The organism is Streptomyces sp. CB02261, assembly GCF_001905665.1.
Taxonomy (GTDB): domain Bacteria; phylum Actinomycetota; class Actinomycetes; order Streptomycetales; family Streptomycetaceae; genus Streptomyces.
The window spans coordinates 159,575-174,749 of the sequence record NZ_LIVX01000004.1 but is presented as its reverse complement, the minus strand read 5'-3'; the positions used below and the strand labels follow the sequence as shown (position 1 = coordinate 174,749).

General features: G+C 74.2%; 14 protein-coding genes and 1 pseudogene. 1 reads left to right on the top strand and 14 read right to left on the bottom strand.

All coding sequences use genetic code 11. From position 1 onward, the window contains the following. Nucleotides 1–10: 10 nt before the first annotated feature. The 6 genes and pseudogenes from AMK29_RS37035 to AMK29_RS14155 form a co-directional block, all read right to left on the bottom strand. Nucleotides 11–436: pseudogene (locus tag AMK29_RS37035) on the bottom strand (GNAT family N-acetyltransferase); the annotation flags it as partial. Between the two features lie 67 nt (nucleotides 437–503). Beyond that, nucleotides 504–1,769, bottom strand: a complete 1,266-nt coding sequence (locus AMK29_RS14175; RefSeq protein ID WP_073812547.1) for an ABC transporter substrate-binding protein — start codon at nucleotides 1,767–1,769, stop codon at nucleotides 504–506. Next, complete coding sequence (locus AMK29_RS14170) at nucleotides 1,766–2,896, bottom strand: branched-chain amino acid ABC transporter permease (RefSeq protein WP_073812546.1); 1,131 nt, start codon at nucleotides 2,894–2,896, stop codon at nucleotides 1,766–1,768. The genes AMK29_RS14175 and AMK29_RS14170 overlap by 4 nt, the downstream gene beginning before the upstream one ends. Continuing rightward, entirely contained in the window at nucleotides 2,889–3,779 is an 891-nt protein-coding gene (locus AMK29_RS14165; RefSeq protein ID WP_073812544.1) for a branched-chain amino acid ABC transporter permease, read from the bottom strand. The genes AMK29_RS14170 and AMK29_RS14165 overlap by 8 nt, the downstream gene beginning before the upstream one ends. Beyond that, nucleotides 3,776–4,585, bottom strand: coding sequence for an ABC transporter ATP-binding protein (locus AMK29_RS14160; RefSeq protein ID WP_073812543.1), 810 nt, complete (start codon nucleotides 4,583–4,585; stop codon nucleotides 3,776–3,778). Before AMK29_RS14160 ends, AMK29_RS14165 begins: the two co-directional genes overlap by 4 nt. Further along, nucleotides 4,582–5,400: an ABC transporter ATP-binding protein gene (locus AMK29_RS14155; RefSeq protein WP_073812541.1), complete on the bottom strand. Its 819-nt coding sequence runs from the start codon at nucleotides 5,398–5,400 to the stop codon at nucleotides 4,582–4,584. The genes AMK29_RS14160 and AMK29_RS14155 overlap by 4 nt, the downstream gene beginning before the upstream one ends. A gap of 195 nt (nucleotides 5,401–5,595) precedes the next feature. Here AMK29_RS14155 and AMK29_RS14150 point away from each other — a divergent pair, with 195 nt between their 5' ends. After that, nucleotides 5,596–6,795 carry a PucR family transcriptional regulator gene (locus AMK29_RS14150; protein WP_073812539.1) on the top strand — a complete coding sequence of 400 codons (1,200 nt, stop codon included), beginning with the start codon at nucleotides 5,596–5,598 and terminating at the stop codon, nucleotides 6,793–6,795. Nucleotides 6,796–7,321: 526 nt separating this feature from the next. On the opposite strand, the gene AMK29_RS14145 is transcribed toward AMK29_RS14150, so the two are convergent. From AMK29_RS14145 to AMK29_RS14110, 8 genes are all read right to left on the bottom strand, one after another. Continuing rightward, entirely contained in the window at nucleotides 7,322–8,497 is a 1,176-nt protein-coding gene (locus tag AMK29_RS14145; RefSeq protein ID WP_073812537.1) for a glycerate kinase, read from the bottom strand. 179 nt (nucleotides 8,498–8,676) lie between these two features. Then, on the bottom strand, nucleotides 8,677–8,880 hold the full coding sequence (locus AMK29_RS14140; RefSeq protein WP_073812535.1) for a type II toxin-antitoxin system VapB family antitoxin: 204 nt from the start codon (nucleotides 8,878–8,880) through the stop codon (nucleotides 8,677–8,679). Nucleotides 8,881–8,901: 21 nt separating this feature from the next. Beyond that, a complete protein-coding gene (locus AMK29_RS14135; protein ID WP_073812534.1) occupies nucleotides 8,902–9,405 on the bottom strand; it encodes a methylated-DNA--[protein]-cysteine S-methyltransferase in 504 nt (167 codons plus the stop codon). Between the two features lie 6 nt (nucleotides 9,406–9,411). Further along, nucleotides 9,412–10,896, bottom strand: coding sequence for an AlkA N-terminal domain-containing protein (locus AMK29_RS14130; RefSeq protein ID WP_073812532.1), 1,485 nt, complete (start codon nucleotides 10,894–10,896; stop codon nucleotides 9,412–9,414). Between the two features lie 105 nt (nucleotides 10,897–11,001). Beyond that, the gene (locus AMK29_RS14125) at nucleotides 11,002–11,766 is read right to left on the bottom strand and encodes a metallophosphoesterase (RefSeq protein ID WP_073812530.1); all 765 of its coding nucleotides are present in this window, start codon (nucleotides 11,764–11,766) and stop codon (nucleotides 11,002–11,004) included. A gap of 186 nt (nucleotides 11,767–11,952) precedes the next feature. Next, nucleotides 11,953–12,573: an L-threonylcarbamoyladenylate synthase gene (locus tag AMK29_RS14120; protein WP_073812529.1), complete on the bottom strand. Its 621-nt coding sequence runs from the start codon at nucleotides 12,571–12,573 to the stop codon at nucleotides 11,953–11,955. A gap of 10 nt (nucleotides 12,574–12,583) precedes the next feature. Continuing rightward, on the bottom strand, nucleotides 12,584–13,996 hold the full coding sequence (locus tag AMK29_RS14115; protein WP_073813779.1) for a phytoene desaturase family protein: 1,413 nt from the start codon (nucleotides 13,994–13,996) through the stop codon (nucleotides 12,584–12,586). 71 nt (nucleotides 13,997–14,067) lie between these two features. Further along, complete coding sequence (locus AMK29_RS14110; protein WP_073812527.1) at nucleotides 14,068–14,904, bottom strand: inositol monophosphatase family protein; 837 nt, start codon at nucleotides 14,902–14,904, stop codon at nucleotides 14,068–14,070. Nucleotides 14,905–15,175 lie beyond the last annotated feature (271 nt).

Genomic DNA, 15,175 nt, shown 5'->3' with positions numbered 1-15,175 from the left:
AGGCGACGGTCTCGAAGCCGAGGCGCCGGTAGAGGGCCAGCGGCTCCTCCCGCCAGTTCCAGACCGTGAGGCGTACGGCGGAGGCACCGGAGGCCGCCGCCCGGCGCAGGGCCGCCGTCATGAGGGCCTGCGCGATCCCCTTGCGGCGGGCCTCGGGCGCGACCCAGAGCCGCTTGATCTCGGGTGGCCGGCCCTCGTACGGGGCCTTGAGGACGACACAGCCGGCCGGGAGGTCGTCGCCGGGCCGGGTGGCGAGCAGGACCGTGTCGGCGGCGAAGGCCGTGGCCGGGTCCTCTGCCTCCGCGCGGTATACGGCCGGGAGCCCGGCGACCGTGGTGACCGGCGTCCCCTTCTCGGCCTGGTTGAGCAGGTGGTAGGCGGCCAGCAGGTCAGGGAGGCGCGGGTGGGAGCGGTTCTCCTCGATCGTCACGTTCATGGGCCGAGCTTCACATCGCGGTGTTTCGCGCGTGTGAAACCCGGCCCACGGGGTGGAGCGTGGTCGATCAGGGGGTGTAGGCCTTCGCCGCGTCCGAGACGAAGGGCGGGCGCACCGTGCGCATGCCGCCGGGGACGGACTTGTCCGGCTGGATGATGACGGACTCGCGGGACGACGGGGCCTTCGGGTCGCCGAGGTTGTGGCTCAGGCCGAAGCCGGCGTCGTGGGCCGTCATCGTGAGGAGAGCCTTGCCGACGCCGTCACGGGTGAGGTCCTTGTTCGCGCAGGCCTTCTTGAGGGCCTCGCCGAAGACGCCCGCGGCGGTCCAGCCCGCGACGATGCCGTTGTCGAGGGCGTCGCCCGGGTAGGCCGCCTTGTAGTCGGCGACCAGCTTCTGCGCGGTCGGGGTGTCCGCGCCGATGGGGAGGCTCGGGGAGGCGAACCAGTACATCTTCTCCAGGGCGGGTCCGGCCTGGGTGCCGAGGAGCTGCGGGGCGAAGGCCGAGTTGTTGCCGACGACCGGGACCTTGAGTCCGGTGGCGGCGGCGACGCCGACGAGGGAGGCGGCCTGGCGCGGGCCCGCGCTGATCACGATGGCCTTGACCCCGGCCTGCTTCAACGCGGCGACCTGCGCCGACATGTCGTTGTCGGTGGGCTTGATCTTCTGCTCGACGACGGTGAGACCCGCCTTCCCGGCCGCGTACTTCGAGCCCTTGAGGGCGTTCTCGCCGTAGTCGCCCTCGAAGTAGACGTGCCCGAGCTTGTCGCCCGACTTCAGTCCCTTCTCCTTCAGCAGGAAGTCGACGGCGTTGATCGTCTCGATGTCGTACGTGGACCCCAGGACGCGGATGTACGGGGAGCCGAGCAGCGAGGCCGACCAGGCCTGCGGGAGGACCAGGCCCTTGTCCTGGCCGTCGACCCGGGACTTGACCGCGGCGACGAACGGGGAGCCGATGAACTGCGGGTAGCCGACGACCTTCGGCTCCAGCTCCGTGTAGGCGGCGAGCGCCTTCTGCGGGTCGTAGCCGTGGTCGCGGACCGTGAGCTCCAGCTGCCGGCCGCAGATGCCGCCGGCGGCGTTGACCTGCTTCACGTACAGCTGCTGGGCCTGGGTGACGCTCTTGCCGAGGGTGGCGTACACCCCGGTCATGTCGGTGAGCGCGCCGAGCGAGATCGTCTTGTCGGTGACGCCCTCGCCGGTCTTCACCCCGCCCGCGTCGGTCTGCTTGGCGTCGTCGGTCTTGGCCTTCGAGCTGCAGCCGGCGGCGGTGAGGGCGACCAGTGCGGCGAGCGCGGCGGCCAGGCCCCGCACGGCCTGTCGTCGGTGGGTCATCGTGCCTCCCCTGAGGGTTCGGTGGAAGAGGTGTCGGGTGGAGTGGGGGACGTGGGGTTCTTGGGGGCGCCGGGCCGCCGGGCCGCGAGCCGGGCCAGACCTCCGGGCAGGAACAGCACCACCGCGACCACGGCGGCGCCGTACAGGTAGCGCGAGGCCTCGCCCGGTGCGATGCCGCCCGTCCCGGGGGCGGAGACCAGGGGCAGGGCGTCGCTGTACCGGTTGAGGAGCTGCGGCAGGAGGGAGACGAAGACGCCTCCGGCCACCGCGCCGGCGACCGAGCCGAGACCGCCGATGACGATCATGGCCAGGTATTCGAGGGAGAGCGCCATGCCGAAGTACTCGGGCACCGTGCGCTGGAAGACCAGGGCGAGCAGGACACCCGCCAGGCCCGCGTACATGGAGGAAAGGACGAAGACGGCGGCGCGGTAGCGGGCCACCGGGATGCCCATCACCCCGGCGGCGATCCGGTGGTCCCGGATGGCGTTCATCGCCCGGCCGGGGCGGCCCCGCAGCACACCGCGGGCGAAGACCACCCCGGCGAGGAGCAGCACGAGACCGAGGTACCAGAGCTTCTCCACCGCACCGAACGGCACCTGGGCGACGAGGAGTTCGCTGTCGTCGAAGGTGAGGCCGAAGAGGGAGAGCGGCGGGACGGCCCGGCCGTTGTACCCGCCGGTGACGTCGTGCGCGTTGAACAGGACGTGCTGCCCGATGAAGATCAGGGCGAGGGTGGCGATGCCGAGGTACGCACCGCGCAGCCGGCCCGCGATGGGGCTGAACACCCCGCCCGCCAGGCCCGCGAGGGCGACCGCCAGGATGGCGGCGAGCCAGCCGGGGAGGCCGAGTCCGGCGAGTCCGTCGGCGCCGTCACCGGCGAAGGCGCAGTAGCCGTAGGCGCCGACGGCGAGGAAGAAGGCGTGCCCCATGGAGAGCTGGCCGGTGGCGCCGGTCAGCAGGTTGATGCCGATCGCGCCGAGGGCGGCGGCCATCGCGAACAGGCCCGCCTGGAGCCAGAAGCGGTCCAGGTAGAAGGGCAGGACGACGAGGACGAGGCCGGCGGCGGCCCACCCGTACACCGCGGGGGTACGGACCCGGAGGCCGCTCCGGGCGAGGGTCTCAGACACGGGCCAGCTCCTTCGTACCGAAGAGTCCGGCCGGGCGGATCAGGAGCACCGCGACCATGACGAGATAGGGGGCCAGGTCGCCGATCCCGCGGCCGAGGAACGCCAGGTCGCCCTGGTAGCCGGTGGCGAGGGACTCCGTCACGCCGACGAGGAGACCGCCGACGAGGGCGCCCGTCGTGGAGTCGAGGCCGCCGAGGATGGCGGCGGGGAAGGCCTTGAGCGCGGCGAGCGAGGTGGCCCGCTCCAGGCCCGGCGTCGGGAAGACGGTGAGGAAGAGCGCGGCGACGGCGGCGAGTCCGCCGGCGACCGCCCAGGCGCCGAGCGAGACCCGGCCGAGCCGGATGCCCATGAGGGCCGCGGTCTCCTGGTTCTCGGCGGCGGCCCGCATGGCGACGCCCCAGGAGGTGTACCGGAACGCGAGCAGGAACGCGGTGATGAGGAGGGCCGCGGCGAGCAGGGCGGCGATCCGGGTCTCCGCGATCGTGACCGGCCCGACCGTGACGACGGCGTCGCCCCAGGGGTCGCCCAGGGCCAGGATGTCCGTCCCGATCCGGCGGGTCAGCTCGGTCGCGAGCAGGATGTCGACGCCGATGGTGACGATGGCGAGGACGCTGTGGTCGCCGCCCCGGTGCCGGCGCATCACGAGGAACTCGACGGCCGCTCCCACCACCGCCGCGCCCGCGATGCCCGCGAGCAGGGCGGGCCAGAAGCCGATCTCCTCGTGGAGTACGGCGGTGACGTAGCCGCCGGCCAGGAGCAGGGAGGCGTGGGCGAAGTTGACGACCTCGGTGGCGCGGAAGATGACCACGAAGCCGAGGGCGATGAGGGCGTAGATCGAGCCCAGTGAGATGCCGTTGATCAGGAACTCGGCGAAGGTGCTCACGCGGCGGACTCCTCTCCGAGGTAGGCGCGGACGACCGCCGGGTCGTTCTGGACGGCGGCGGGTGCCCCGTCCGCGATGCGGCGGCCGAAGTCGAGGACGGTGACGGAGTCGGCGAGCCGCATCACCAGGCCCATGTCGTGCTCGACGAGAAGGACCGAGATGCCGAGGCTGTCGCGGACACCCGCGATGACCGAGGCGGTACGGACCCGCTCGTCGGCGGTCATGCCGGCGACGGGCTCGTCGAGCAGCAGGAGCTTCGGCTCCATGCAGAGGGCGCGGGCGAGTTCGGCGAGCTTCTGCTGCCCGTACGGCAGGGAGCCCGCGGGCTGGGCGAGCTGCTTCTCCAGACCGACGAACGCGGCGATCTCCCGGACCCTGGCGCGGTGGCGCGCCTCCTCCCGTACGGCGGAGGGGAGCCGGAGCCCGGCGGCGACGAAGCCGGTACGGGTCAGGCGGTGGCGGCCGAGCATCAGGCTGTCCTCGACGCTGGCGCGGGGCGGCAGGGCCAGGTTCTGGAAGATCCGGCCGACGCCGAGGTCCGCGATCCGGTGCGGGGGCAGCTGGGTCAGCTCGTGCGCGCCGAGACGGACGGAGCCCTCCGTGGCCCGGTACACACCGGAGAGCACGTTGAAGCAGGTGGACTTGCCGGCGCCGTTCGGCCCGATGAGGGCGTGCACGGTGCCGGGCCGGACGGTGAAGCCGACGCCGTCGAGGGCGGTGAGCCCGGCGAAGCGGACGGTGAGGCCCTCGACGACGAGGGCGGGGACGCCCGGGGCGGCCGCGGGCGGCGCTGGTGCGTCGGTCATCGGGAATCCTCCCAGCGGGACAGGACCGGGTGCGAGGCGTCGGCGCGGGCCGCGTCGGCGGCGGCGTCCTCGTCGACGACACCCAGGTAGCGGCGGCGTACCTCGTCGGAGGCCGCCAGCTCGGCGGCGGGGCCGGACAGGGTGACCTCGCCGACCTCCAGGACGTAGGCGCGGGAGGCGAGCCGCAGCGCGAGCGCCGCGTTCTGCTCGACCAGGAGCACGGCCGTGCCCTGCGCGTTGATCTCGCGGATCGCGTCCGCGATCCGGGCCGCCATCAGCGGGGCGAGCCCGAGGGAGGGCTCGTCGAGCAGGAGCAGGTCGGGCCCGGCCATCAGCGCGCGGCCGACCGCCAGCATCTGCTGCTCGCCGCCCGAGAGCAGCCCGGCCTGCTGGCGGGCGCGCTCGGCCAGGACCGGGAACAGCTCGTGGACCCGGCGCAGGGCGGCGGCCTTCGCCGCCCGGTCGCCGCGCCCGCCGAGCGCCCCGGCACGCAGGTTGTCCTCGACCGTCATCCGGGCGAAGACCTGGCGGCCCTCGGGCACCTGGGAGACGCCGGCCGCGACGACCCGGTCCGGCGGCAGCCCGTCGAGCGGCCGTCCGTCGCGGCTCACCGTGCCCGAGACCACGGCGCCGCCGTGGAACCGCAGGGTGCGCGAGACCGCCCGCAGCAGCGTGGACTTGCCGGCTCCGTTGCCTCCCAGGACGGTGACGACCTCGCCCGCCGGCACGGTCAGCGACACCCGCCGCAACGCACGTACCGGTCCGTATCCCGCCGTCAGGTCCGTCACCTCGAGAGCGGGTGCGGTACCTCCCATGGTTCCCCTTTCCCCGGCCGTCTTTGTTACTCGGCCGTTCAGTGGCGCTCACCCCAACACCGCGCCCGACCGCGCGTCCACGTCCCGCGGCCGAAACGCTGCCGGTGACCAGCGCGGACGGCGGGCGGCTGTGCATGCGCACAACAGTGCGCGTCAGGGGTGTGCGGCGGGGCCGCGGCGGTGGATCCTCCCGGCATGGGACGGCGCAGACGGCGGACCGGTGACGACTGGAAGGTGCTCGCTCAGGCGTGCACGGCGCTTCTGGAGCGGGTGCCGGAGCTGGTGGACGAGCATCTGAAGGAACTCCACGCCTACGAGCCCGCCTACGGGCGGATCCTTGCGTACGACACGCACTGGCAGGAGGCCCAGGAGGCGATGCGGATCGGGATCGAGATGATCTCGGCGCCGCGGAACTCGCCCCGACGGGACCTGGAGCACGCGGAGATGATGGGCCGGCGACGGGCCGCCCAGGGCATGCCGCTGGAACTGGTCGTGCACGCGTACCGGCACGCGGGCCATCTGGTCTGGGACGCGCTGATCGAGGGCGCCGGGTCGGACGCGGCGCAGCTGGCGGCGCTGATGCAGTCGGCGACGACGGTGTGGTCGGCGGTGGACGCGCAGGCGGACACGGTGTCGGAGGCGTATCGGTCGACGGAGCTGGAGCTGCGCCGCCGGACGGACGAGCAGCTCCAGGCGCTCCTGGACGCGCTGCTCCAGGGCCAGCGGTCGCCCGAGCTGGTGTCGCGGGCGGCGGCGGGCCTCGACCTGCCGGAGCAGGGGCGGTACGCGGTGGTGGTGCTGCGCTACGACCGGCGGGAGGAGCGGGAGCCGTTCCACCGGCAGGTGCAGGGCGAGGGCGTGCGGTTCCTGTGGCGGATGGGCGCGGACTGCGAGCTGGGGGTGGTGGCGCTGGCCGGGGACACCGGTCTGGACGCGCTGTCCGAGCTCCTCGACGGGCGGTGCCCGGGGCCGGGCGGGATCAGTCCGGTGGTGGTGGGCCTCACCGAGCTGGGCCGGGCGCGGCGGCTCGCGGAACTGGCGCTGCGGACCTGCCCGCCGGGCAGCCGGCAGATCGTGCGGCTCGACCGGCGGATGGCGGGGGCGCTGGTGGTGGGCCAGCCGGAGATGGCGAGCCTGCTGGTCTCGGACGTCCTGGGCGGCCTGCTGGAACTGGACCCTGCCGACCGGGCGGTGCTCCTGGAGACGCTGGACGCGTGGCTGGACTGCGAGGGGTCGGCGGGGCGGGCGGCGGGGCGGCTGTACTGCCACCGGAACACGGTCTTCAACCGCCTGCGCCGCCTGGAGCAGCTGACGTCCCGGTCACTGTCCCGCCCGCGGGACCTGACGGAGATGACCCTGGCGCTGGACGCGTTCCGCTTGACGTCCCAGGGGTGAGGGGGGCTACGCCTCTGGGCGGCTGGGGCGGCCCGCGTTGCGGGGCGCGGAGGCGGGCCCCGCCTGCCACGCCCGCTGTGGGCCTTTGCCCCCGCATTGTGGGCATTCGTTCCTCCCCCAGACTCCGTCCGGGGGGACCCCAGGGCGGAACGGGTGGGCACAACGGAACGGCGCCCCGTGCCGGGCCCAGGCTCCTGCGCCTGAACCCGCACCCGGTGCGCGCCGCACACGGGGTGCGGGTCAAGGCACAAGGGGCGGAGGCGCCGCCAAGGGCGCCGTCCCGTGTGCCCACCCGTCCCGCCCCAGCGGGACGAATGCCCACACGGGCGCGGGGCGGGGGCGGGTGGCCCGGCCTCGGGGCGGTGGGCCGGACCCCGCGCCGTCCCCCGTGTCCAGACGGGCGGGTGGCCCGGCCTCGGGGCGGGTGCCCACACGGGCGGGTGGCCCGGCCCCGGCGTAGGCGCGTGTGCGTCGCAGACCGCGGGGGCGGGGCGTGGACGTCCGCCGGGTTCTCGGGCCTATGGCCCTACGTCAGGAAGTCGCGGGCGATCGATGCCGCCACGTCTTCCAGGAGCGGGCCCGCGTTGGCCATGGAGCGGGACGGGTCGGGCTCCAGGGCCGTGAGGGGGTAGGCGCGGCGGATGCCCGCCGTGCCGAGGGCCTCGGGAGGCAGGGCCAGGCGGCCGCAGACGGCGACGACCTCCTTGCCGGCGGCGCGCGCCGCCGCGGCGACGCCCGCCGGGGCCTTGCCGTGGAGGGTCTGCTCGTCGAGGGAGCCCTCGCCGGTGATGACGAGGGTGGCCCGCTCCAGGGCGGGGGCGAAGCCGAGGACCTCCAGCATCAGCTCGATGCCGGGCCGGAAGCTCGCGCCGAGGATGAGCGCGCCGTAGCCGATGCCGCCCGCGCCGCCCGCGCCGGGGGCGACGGCCGCTTCGGCGGCCTTGGGGCCGATGGCCTTCTCCAGGACGGTGGCGAAGTGGGCGAGGGCCGCGTCCAGGGTGCGGACGTCGTCCGGGGTGGCGCCCTTCTGCGGCCCGTAGACGGCGGGGGCGCCCTTGGGGCCGGTGAGCGGGTTGTCGACGTCGCTCGCGAGGATCAGGTCGACCGAGGCGAAGCGGGCGTCGAGCCCGCTGAGGTCGGCCGTGGCCAGGTCGGCGAGGGCGGCGCCGCCGGGGCCCACGGGCGCGCCGGACGCGTCGAGGAAACGGGCTCCGAGCGCGGCGAGCATGCCGGCGCCGCCGTCGGTGGTGGCGCTGCCGCCGACACCGAAGACGACGGTGGTCGCACCGGCGTCGAGCGCCGCGCGAAGGAGCTCGCCGGAGCCGTACGTGGTCGCGGTCAGCGGGGCGAACACACCGGCCGGGAGGAGCTGGAGACCGGAGGCCTCGGCCATCTCGACGACCGCGGTGGTGCCGCGCAGCGCGAAGGCGGCGGTGACCTGCTCGCCGAGCGGTCCCGTCACCCGGACCTCGTGGCGCTCGAATCCGGCCGCGACGGCCGCCGCTACGGTGCCGTCGCCGCCGTCGGCGACGGGCAGGGTCTCCACCGCGAGCTCCGGGACGACCCGTCGCAGTCCCGCCGTGACCCGCTCCGCGACCTGTACGGCCGTGAGCGAGCCCTTGAACTTGTCAGCCGCCACGAGTACGTGAGCGACGTGAGTTGCTGCTCCGTCCGCCACCTTGCATCCCTTGCTTTCGAACATGCAGTCGCGCCGACGCCGACCCTATCCGTACCGCAGGACGGCATGCCACCCCCGGATAAGACGACATTCCGCACCATAGTGGGTTCGTGAGCGTGGAATTGATCGATCAAACCCGACGGCGCCCACCACTACGGCAGGTGGCCGCACAGATGCGGACGGTGCTCGCGGGAAGGGGCCACTCAGCCCTGCGGGGGCTCCGGCGGGAGCATCTCGCCGGTGCGCCCGGCCTCGTCCCGGCTGGCGGCGCGCGCCTCGGTGCGGTGTCCGCGGGCGATGTAGTCGCGCACCACCGCCTCGACGGCGTCCTGCGGATTGCCGATGCCGGCCAGGACCATGACTTCCACGACGAGTTCGGCGTCGAGCGCGATGTTCACCTTGGCCATGACGGGAACCTAACACCACGGTCAGAACAGGGCGGCCGGTTCGGCCGTACCCGATTCGAAGGCCAGCAGCCGCTGCTTGCGGTCGAGGCCGCCGCCGTATCCGGTGAGGCCGCCGCCGGCGCCGACCACCCGGTGGCAGGGGACGATGATGCTGACGGGGTTCTTGCCGTTGGCGAGGCCCACGGCCCGGGAGGCGCCGGCGTTGCCGAGCTCCTCGGCGAGTTCGCCGTACGTCCGGGTCTCCCCGTACGGGATGAGGAGCAGCCGCTCCCAGACCCGTACCTGGAACGGGGTGCCGATGAGGTGCAACGGCAGGTCGAACTCGGTGAGTTCACCGGCGAAGTAGGCGTCGAGCTGCCGGATCGCGGCGTCGAACGGGCGGGGGTCGGGCGTGCCGAAGGTCTCCTCGGCCGGGCGGTGGCGCTGCCCGGTCATGTGGACGCGGCTGAGGACGCCGTCGACGGCGACGAGGGTCAGCGGCTCGTAGGGGCTGTCCACGACGGTGTACCGCACGGTGGGGGCCATGGCGCTTCAGTGTCCTTCGCTGGGCAGGTGGTTGATGGGGTGGTCGTCGGTCGCCCAGAGGTACTGGACGGCGTACGCGCGCCAGGGGCGCCAGTGGGCCGCGCGGGCGGTGAGCGCGGCCGGGGTGCCTGGCAGGCCGAGTCCGGTGGCGGCGCGGCGGACGCCCAGGTCCCCGGGGAGGAAGGCGTCGGGGTCGCCGAGCGCCCGCATGGCGATGACCTCGGTCGTCCAGGGGCCGAATCCGGGCAGGGCGAGCAGCCGGGCGCGGACCTCCTCGCGGTCCTCGGAGGGGCCGAGGACGAGGGAGCGGTCCGCGAGGGCCCCGACCAATGTGAGGAGGGTGGCGCGGCGGGTGCGGGGCAGGGCGAGGGCCTCGGGGTCGAGCGCGGCGAGCGCATCGGGGCCGGGGAAGAGGTGGGTGAGGCCGCCCTCGGGGTCGTCGACGGGCGTGCCGTACGCGGTGACGAGCCGGGCGGCGTGGGTGCGGGCGGCGGCGGTGGACACCTGCTGGCCGAGGACGGCCCGTACGGCGAACTCGGCGGGGTCGACGGTGCCGGGCACCCGGCGGCCGGGCGCGGCGTCGACGAGCGGCGCGAGCAGCGGGTCGGCGCGCAGCCGCTCGTCGACGGCGACGGGATCGGCGTCCAGGTCGAGGAGGCGGCGGCAGCGGCTGATCGCGTGGGTGAGGTCGCGGGGGTCGGTGAGGGAGAGGCGGCAGGCGATGTGGTCGGCGCGCGGGGCGAGGGCGACGATGCCGTGTCCGTACGGGAGGGTCAGCGTCCGCCGGTAGGCGCCGTCGCGCCACTCCTCCACGCCGGGGACGGCGGTCGCGGCGAGGTGGCCGAAGAGGTTGGAGGGTTCCAGCGGGGCTCGGAACGGGAGCCGGAGGCTGATCACCCCGGGGGTGGGGGTCCTGTCGGGGGCCGGGCGGGCGGCGCGGGCGCGGAGTTCGCCGGGGGTGAGGGCGAAGACCTCACGGACGGTGTCGTTGAAGGTGCGGATGGAGGCGAAGCCGGCCGCGAAGGCGACCTCGCCCAGCGGCATCGGGGTCGTCTCGATGAGAACCCGGGCGGTCTGGGCCCGTTGGGCGCGGGCCAGGGCGAGGGGCCCCGCGCCCAGTTCGGCGAGGAGCTGGCGTTCGATCTGGCGGGTGGACCAGCCGAGTCGGCGGGCGAGCCCGGGGACGCCCTCCCGGTCGACGACCCCGTCCTGGATGAGGCGTACGGCGCGGGCGACGGCGTCGGCGCGGACGTTCCACTCGGGCGAGCCGGGGCTGGTGTCGGGCCGGCACCGCTTGCACGCCCGGAAGCCGGCGCGCTGGCAGGAGGCGGCGCTGGCGTGGAACTCCATGTTCTCGGGCTTGGGCGGGACGACCGGGCAACTGGGGCGGCAGTAGATCCGGGTGGTGCGGACGGCGGTGAAGAACACGCCGTCGAAGCGGGCGTCCTTCGACTGGACGGCCCGTACGCAGCGCTCGGTGTCGGTGTGCATGGTTCCAGGATCGGGGACGGGCGGCGCGCGGGCTGGCGAGAAAACGACATGGCCGTCCGGGGCCGGGTACGTCCCCCGTCACCCGGCCCCCCGGTCGCCCCGCGGTCAGACGGTGACCGTCCGGTAGTGGGTGGTCAGCCTGCCGTCCTCGCCGAGGACGTGGAAGGCGAGGGCGGGCGGCAGGTCGAGGTGGACGTGCGGGTGGGCGGGGTCCGGGTTCTCCCAGGGCAGCCGGAGGGCGGAGACGACCCCGGGGGCGACGACCAGCGGGCGTCCGGCGAAGGTCGTGGCGGCGGCCGTGTGCGCGTGCCCCGCGAGGAAGGCCGTGAGGTGGGGGTGGCGGTCGGCGAGCGCGGCGAGCCGCTCCTCACCGAACTGCCGGATCTCGTCCACGTACGGGGTGTGCAGCGGTACGGGCGGGTGATGGAAGCCGACGAGGACGGGCACCTCGCGCGGGGTGTCGGCGAGGACGCCGTCGAGCCACTCCAGCGTCTCGTCCTCCAGGAGGCCGTGGTGCTCCCCGGGGACGGACGAGTCGCAGAGGGCGACGGCGAAGCCCTCGCCCCGGAGCACCTGGTTGACGGGGGCGTACGGGCGCGCCGGTGTCTCCTCGTCGAGCAGGGCCTTGCGGAAGGCGGCGCGGTCGTCGTGGTTGCCGGGGCAGACGAGCAGTGGGTGACGGGAGCTCAGGAGCCGCCGTGCCCGTGCGTACTCGTCCGGGGTGCCGTGGTCGGCGATGTCCCCGGTGACGAGCACGGCCGCCAGGTCGTACGGCAGCTCCTCCAGGTACCGCAGGACGGCGCGGGTGCGGTCCGTGCCGCGCCGCTCGCCGTCGATGTGGATGTCGCTGACATGGGCGATGACGATCATGCGGCCGGATCCTCCGAGGGGCGGTCGGGAACGGGTCACCCGACCGTACGGCGCCGCCGACCGGGCCGGAAAGGGCCGCCCCGGAACCGGTGGACCGCCTCGTTGCGGGGACCGGCGCGGCCGCCTCGCGCGCGGGCCCGGTCGACCGCTCCCCTCCCCTGCTCGAAGCGGTGGTGTCCCCCGCTCCTACTCGAAGCGGGTGGTGTCCCCCGCCCCGCGGCGCAGGATCTCGGGCTCCCCGCTGGAGAAGTCGACGACCGTGGTGGGTTCGGTCCCGCACTCGCCGGAGTCGAGCACCGCGTCCACCTGGTGGTCGAGCCGCTCCTTGATCTCCCAGCCCTGGGTGAGCGGCTCCTCCTCGTCGGGCAGCAACAGGGTGCTGGAGAGCAGCGGCTCACCGAGCTCGGCGAGCAGGGCCTGGGTGACCACGTGGTCGGGGATGCGGACGCCGACCGTCTTCTTCTTGGGGTGGAGCAGCTGCCGCGGCACCTCCTTCGTCCCCGGCAAGATGAAGGTGTACGCGCCGGGGGTGGCCGCCTTGACCGCGCGGAAGACGTCGTTGTCGATGTGCACGAGCTGGCCCAGCTGGGCGAAGTTCTGGCACATGAGCGTGAAGTGGTGCCGGTCGTCGAGGTCGCGGATCGTCCGGATGCGGCTGATGCCGTCGCGGCTGCCGAGGCGGCTGCCGAGCGCGTAGCAGGAGTCGGTCGGGTACGCCACGAGCGCCCCGTTCCGGATGGAGTCGGCCACCGCACCGATGGTGCGGGGCTGCGGGTTGTCGGGGTGCACGTCGAAGTACTTGGCCATGGGGTCCAGTCTATTTTCGCAGCCGGCGCCATACCGCCTTCGCCGCGTTGTGCCCGGACATGCCGTGGACGCCGGGGCCGGGCGGGGTGGCGGAGGAGCAGAGGAAGACCGCCGGGTGCGGGGTGGCGTAGGGGCGGAGCGAGAGGGTGGGGCGGAGCAGCAGCTGGAGGCCGCGGGCGGCGCCGCAGGCGATGTCGCCGCCGACGTAGTTGGCGTTGTGGGCGGCGAGTTCGGGCGGTCCCGCGGTGGCGCGGGCGAGGACACGGTCGCGGAAGCCGGGGGCGAAGCGCTCGATCTGACGCTCGATGGCCTCGGTGAGGTCGCCGCGCCAGCCGTTCGGCACGTGGCCGTACGCCCAGAACACGTGCTTTCCCTCGGGGGCGCGGGACGGGTCGACGAGGCTGGGCTGGGCGGTGATGAGGAAGGGCGTGTCGGGGGCGGTGCCGGACGAGGCCTGGCGCAGGGCGACGCCGATCTCCCCGGCGGTGGGGCCGATCTGGACGGTGCCGGCGCGCCGCGGCTCCTCGGCGGTCCAGGGCACGGGCCCGTCGAGGGCGTAGTCGATCTTGAAGACGCCGGCGCCGTACCGGTAGTGGTCGTAGTGGCCGCCGAACCCGGCGATCCTGGCGAGCGCCGCGGGCGAGGTGTCGAAGACGTAGGCGCGGGCGGGCGGCAGGTCGTCCAGGCGCTTGACCTCGAAATCGGTGTGGACGGCGCCGCCGAGGTCCTCGAGGTACGCGGTGAGGGCGTCGGAGATGGACTGGGAGCCGCCCCGGGGCAGAGGCCAGCCGTTGGCGTGGGCGGCGAGCGCGAAGACCAGGCCGACGGCGCCGGTGGCGAAGCCGCCGAGGGGGGCCATGACATGGCCGACGAGACCGGCGAAGAGTCCGCGGGCCTTCTCGTCCTGGAAGCGGCGCATCAGCCAGGTGGAGGGCGGCAGTCCGGTGAGGCCGAAGCGGGCGAGGGTGACCGGGTCGCGGGGCAGCGCGGTGAGCGGCAGCTGCATGAAGTCCCGGGCGAGGGTGTCCCACTTGCCGCGGAACGGTGCGACGAGCTTGCGGTACGCCCCCGCGTCGCGCGGGCCGAAGGAGGCGGCGGTCTCCGCGACGGAGCGGGCGAGGACGGCGGCCGTTCCGTCGTCCCAGGGGTGGGCCATGGGCAGTTCGGGGTGGAGCCAGTCGAGCCCGTACCGCGCCAGCGGCATGGAGTTGAAGACCGGCGAGCCGATCCCCAGGGGATGCACGGCGGAGCAGGGGTCGTGCAGGAAACCGGGGAGGGTGAGCTCCTCGGTCCTGGCGCCGCCGCCGACGGTGGGCCTGGCCTCGAACACGGCCACGGAGAGGCCGCGGCGGGCCAGTTCGACGGCCGCGGTCAGCCCGTTGGGCCCCGCGCCCACGACGACGGCATCGAGCATCGACGTCACCTTCGACACCTTGGACTCCTTCGTCAGCCGATCGCCGGGAACCTCAGGATATTCCTGTGCTCCGGCGGCTCCTAACGGCCCCTCAGGAGGACCCGGACACGGTCGGCGGTGGCGGAGTCACGGGCGGCCGTGAAGGGCAGCGCGTTCCCTCCGGTGATGTCGTACGGCTCCCCGGCGAGGGTCGTGTGCGTGCCGCCCGCCTCGGTCACCAGGAGCAGTCCGGCCGCGTGGTCCCAGGCGTACTCCCAGGAGAACACGGTGGCGTCGAGCGCGCCGCGCGCCACCGCCAGGTACTCGAGGCCGGCGGAGCCGCAGGGGCGGGGGGCGACGCCCTCGGTGGTCAGGCCGAGCAGGGCGTGCTTCTGGTCCGGTGTCGTGTAGTCGGGGTGCGAGGTGGCGACCCGGAGCACCGCGCCGGGCGCGGGGGAACCGGCGTGCAGAGGCGCCCCGTTGAGGGTGGCGCCCCGGCCGCGCACGGCGACGGCGAACTCGTCCAGGGCGGGGGCGAAGGTCCAGGAGGCGAGCAGCTCCCCGTGCCGGGCGAGGGCGACGAGGGTGCAGAAGGCGGGCTCGCCGTGGACGAACTGTCGGGTGCCGTCGACGGGGTCGACGATCCAGACGGGGGCGTCGCCGCGCAGCGCCTCGTAGACCGCGGGGTCGGCGTGGACGGCCTCCTCGCCGACGACCACCGAGCCGGGCAGCAGGGCGGTCAGGGAGGTGGTGAGATGGACTTCGGCCGCCCGGTCGGCGACGGTGACCAGGTCGTGCGGCCCGTTCTTCTCGACGATGTCGTGGGCGGCGAGCTGCCGGAAGCGGGGCATGATCTCGACGGCGGCCGCCTTGCGGACCGCCTCCTCCACCTCGGACGTACGGCCGCCGAGGACGTGCTCGATGAAGTCTTCCGTCATGCCTCCAGCTAAGCACGGAGCGCTGACAACGGGACCGTCGCACTTGTCACCCCCTGTTCCCCCGATGAGCACCTTGCGGCCGGTGTCATCCCTTAGGTACGAGCGAGCCCTGCGCCGCCGAGCCGGTACGCGCCTGCGTAGGGTGGCGGCATGCGGATCGAGGGGCCGGTGAAACCGGGTCTGCGGAGGGACCGCGCCGACGCCGCCGACAGGTGACCGTTTCCGGCCCGCGTCGTTGATGCCCACGCGGGCCGTCTCTCGGGCGTGCGGA

What these genes read in the sequence shown, in the direction of transcription:
- AMK29_RS14120 (WP_073812529.1), bottom strand. Translation starts at nt 12,573, where the DNA reads ATGGCCAAGTACTTCGACGTGCACCCCGACAACCCGCAGCCCCGCACC.
- AMK29_RS14110 (WP_073812527.1), bottom strand. Translation starts at nt 14,904, where the DNA reads ATGACGGAAGACTTCATCGAGCACGTCCTCGGCGGCCGTACGTCCGAG.
- AMK29_RS14140 (WP_073812535.1), bottom strand. Translation starts at nt 8,880, where the DNA reads ATGGCCAAGGTGAACATCGCGCTCGACGCCGAACTCGTCGTGGAAGTC.
- AMK29_RS14125 (WP_073812530.1), bottom strand. Translation starts at nt 11,766, where the DNA reads ATGATCGTCATCGCCCATGTCAGCGACATCCACATCGACGGCGAGCGG.
- AMK29_RS14155 (WP_073812541.1), bottom strand. Translation starts at nt 5,400, where the DNA reads ATGGGAGGTACCGCACCCGCTCTCGAGGTGACGGACCTGACGGCGGGA.
- AMK29_RS14150 (WP_073812539.1), top strand. Translation starts at nt 5,596, where the DNA reads ATGGGACGGCGCAGACGGCGGACCGGTGACGACTGGAAGGTGCTCGCT.
- AMK29_RS14135 (WP_073812534.1), bottom strand. Translation starts at nt 9,405, where the DNA reads ATGGCCCCCACCGTGCGGTACACCGTCGTGGACAGCCCCTACGAGCCG.
- AMK29_RS14175 (WP_073812547.1), bottom strand. Translation starts at nt 1,769, where the DNA reads ATGACCCACCGACGACAGGCCGTGCGGGGCCTGGCCGCCGCGCTCGCC.
- AMK29_RS14145 (WP_073812537.1), bottom strand. Translation starts at nt 8,497, where the DNA reads ATGTTCGAAAGCAAGGGATGCAAGGTGGCGGACGGAGCAGCAACTCAC.
- AMK29_RS14130 (WP_073812532.1), bottom strand. Translation starts at nt 10,896, where the DNA reads ATGCACACCGACACCGAGCGCTGCGTACGGGCCGTCCAGTCGAAGGAC.
- AMK29_RS14160 (WP_073812543.1), bottom strand. Translation starts at nt 4,585, where the DNA reads ATGACCGACGCACCAGCGCCGCCCGCGGCCGCCCCGGGCGTCCCCGCC.